This window comes from Clostridium thermobutyricum DSM 4928 (assembly GCF_002050515.1).
GTDB classification, from domain to species: Bacteria; Bacillota; Clostridia; order Clostridiales; family Clostridiaceae; genus Clostridium; species Clostridium thermobutyricum.
The window spans coordinates 1-1,988 of record NZ_LTAY01000105.1 but is presented as its reverse complement, the minus strand read 5'-3'; the positions used below and the strand labels follow the sequence as shown (position 1 = coordinate 1,988).

Below are 1,988 nucleotides of genomic sequence, written 5' to 3'. Positions count from 1 at the left end.
TTCTGAAACTCATTTTATCTTTTTCCTTCTCTTACTTTATAAAATTTCCCTAATACATTTACTTCATATTTATTAAACTCTAGAACTCCAGTTTTAACTCCTATACCTTTATATTCATCAGAAGAATCATGTTCCTTTATTTTTAAAGTAGAATTAGATCTATCAAATCCATCATAATATCCAAAATATCCTGGTTTCTTCTCATATCTAAGTTCTATTAAATCATTTTTATATAATGAAAACTTAAATTCATAGCTATCATCCATTTCAATCCATTCACTTTCTGGTTTTGATGCGACTGCCGCTTTATTTGGTTTAATTCTATTTGCAATATGATATCTATAAACTGGAACTATAAAATATTTTTTATCTTTCTCGTAAACATCTATTCTAACCATTCCTTCTTTTGCAACTACACCTTCATTGAAATCTATTCCATCTTTAAATGGAACATCTTTAACTATTTTTACACTCCTAACTATTGGTCCTAATTTTCCTGATTTAGTTGGTTTTCTAAATTCATCTGCAAAAGCTTTTTTAGCATCAAATTTAAATTCAGCCATTCTTTTTTCTATAGAATCATATAAAACTTTATCACATTCATAATTATAGAAATTTTTTAAATCTTTTTCTTTTAAATCAGTTAGATTTACTTTTGATATAAATTTATTTTCTTTAAAAGCTTTTTTTGAATATACAGTTTCTTTAAAAATTTTACCCTTACTTTTTCTAAAAGGAACTCTTGAAACAAATATAGGTTTTATGTTTGTTTTAATAAATTCATCATCATAAGTAGATATTTTATTATTCATAAGTTCTGCTCTTGGATTATTACTTAATCTTATTTTTAATTCTTCAGTAAACTCTTTCCATGGCCTTGGGAAAAGTTCTTTTCTTTCTTCTCTGTATTCTTCTAAATTTACTACTTCTCCTGTTTCTATATCTATAAATTCATCTGATTCTCTTATTCCTCGTAATTCTCTTGCCTTGCTATATTTAGATATTTTTTGAACTAATCCCTGTGTTGCAACTGCAACAACTGCTGCATCTAATGCATGATGTTTATCTCCATCTTCACGAACTTTAGTAAGTCCCCAATATCCTCTTAAAATTGATGTAGCTCTTCCATTTATAGTTATAACCTTTTGTTTTCTATCACTTTCCTTAAATTTTAGTTTATTATTTATATAGTTAGCTATATATTTACAAATATATTTAGTATCTTGAAGATTTCTTGCTTTCCATTCTCTCTCTTCTTCTTTAGAAACTTTTTTCTTTAAAAGGTTAGTTTTCTTTTTATAATTCAAATGGCTTCCTTTAACCCATACTTCAAATCTATTCCAACGTTCTATATTATCTCCAAAATATTCAAAAGGTGTTCTATTCCCTTTTCTTTGATTTTCTTTTCCTAAAACTAAAACTTTATTTGATAAACTATCATCAAAACATCTACTAAAAGGTATAATATGATCTATTTCACAATATCCTTGGCTAAACAATTCATTTATACCTATTTGTTGCTGTGAATAAGCACACTCACAATTTTGCATTTGCCATAAACGATATTTTAATACTTCACTATATGTTGGTTCTTTTCCGAATAAATCTTTTAGTTCTGTTCTTATCTTTTCTATCTCTACTCTGTTTTCCTTTTGTTCTTTCTCAATAGCTTTTCTATCTTTAAAATTTTTAGACAACTCTCTTGCTAATTCTATATTTATTCTTATAGGCGAATCATATTTATCAATAATTGCATTTACTACCTTTCTGCTTTGAGCTAATGCTCTTTTTACAACTGGATTGACTATCTCATGTATATCTATTACAGGTAACTTTTTAAATTTTTCTCCTTTATAAATTGCCTTGAAATCATATCCTGCCTTTTCACAAGCTTCATTATATTGAAAACCTTCTTTCATAAAAGGTAATATCTTATTTATTGCTTTTACTGATAAATTGTTAAATTTACTAAAGGATATATCTATAAC

1 protein-coding gene is annotated in these 1,988 nt (G+C 26.3%); it reads right to left on the bottom strand.

Going from position 1 to position 1,988, the window contains the following annotated elements:
- Positions 1-14 precede the first annotated feature (14 nt).
- Positions 15-1,988 (bottom strand): type II CRISPR RNA-guided endonuclease Cas9 (cas9, locus tag CLTHE_RS15735; RefSeq protein WP_080024229.1); only part of this gene is annotated, 1,974 nt, incomplete at its 5' end.